The organism is Mycoplasma imitans ATCC 51306 (assembly GCF_000518305.1).
Taxonomy (GTDB): domain Bacteria; phylum Bacillota_I; class Bacilli_A; order Mycoplasmatales; family Mycoplasmoidaceae; genus Mycoplasmoides; species Mycoplasmoides imitans.
On sequence record NZ_JADI01000029.1, the window covers coordinates 1 to 1,130 of the forward strand.

A 1,130-nucleotide genomic window follows, 5' to 3' on the forward strand; every position below is an offset into this window, starting at 1 on the left:
TGAAACATTGTTTATTTAACTTTATATTTAAGTTTCTTCTTAGCTTATGTTAAGTTAAGTCTTTTCAAACAAAAGCAAAAATTGTTCTCACTAATTCCCTTTGCTGGGTTAATTTCTTATGTGACAACACCTAACAACTTAGAGCAAAATGTTTTATCAGAACCAGACACAACAGGTTTAAAGTGATATCAAAAAATCCTAGCATCAAATCAAACAGTATTTAAGATCAAGTTAACTAAAACAATCCTTTCTTTATCTTTATTCTATCTAGCTAGTGTCTTAGGATTTGTTATTTATGCAATCGCAATAACATTTATGTATGGAATGGGTTTTAAACTAAAACCATCTGTGGATGTAAATAATGCTTATGTATATGATTTTAATCGTTGAAACAGACAATTTAATGAATCAGAATTAAGATTAATGACTGATTTCTCAACTGCATTAATGGCATTTTTCATTATCACATTCGTAGTAATGAGCTTAGGAATTATTTTAGATAAAAATCCTTATACTTTTGGTGCTGTAGTTAGAAAAAATCAAGTTAGATTATCATTAACTTTATTAGCTATAGATATAACTCAATCATTATTCTGCACATTGATATTCTACTTTTATGTTGCTAATGCTTATGATAGTTTATATCCTTTAGCAGTACCACTCGATCTCGATCTCGATCCAGATTTAAGAGGAGACACTGATCGTAATAATGCGGGTTGACTTTATGGAAGTCAAGATTTATTTATTACTACTAGTTTAGTGTTTGTACTTACCTACCTGAGTTGATTCTTAGCATATGCTAAAGGCGGAGTGTTTTCTAGAAGAACTAGAATCTTAATGTACGTTCCATTTGCTTCATTATTCTTTGTTAAGTATCATGTTGGTAATCCAAAAATAAGAAACAGCAATATCAATAGATGCCGATTGCTTTATTAAAAAAAGATTTTTTGATAATTATCGTGTTCATTTTACACAAACTTGAGTTGATTGCAAAAAATTTTTTTATTCCAACAACATCTTGAAACACCGGATATAAAAACACTTTTTTACCTAATAATGTAAATGAAATTAAATAAGCGAAAAATGCTACCAAGGGAACGAAGCTAATTTTGTGTAATCTGGATTTTTTC

The 1,130-nt window shown here is 28.8% G+C and carries 1 pseudogene; it reads left to right on the forward strand.

The features are described from left to right. Nucleotides 1-936, forward strand: a pseudogene (locus tag P690_RS04460) (hypothetical protein); the annotation flags it as partial. Nucleotides 937-1,130: the final 194 nt, after the last annotated feature.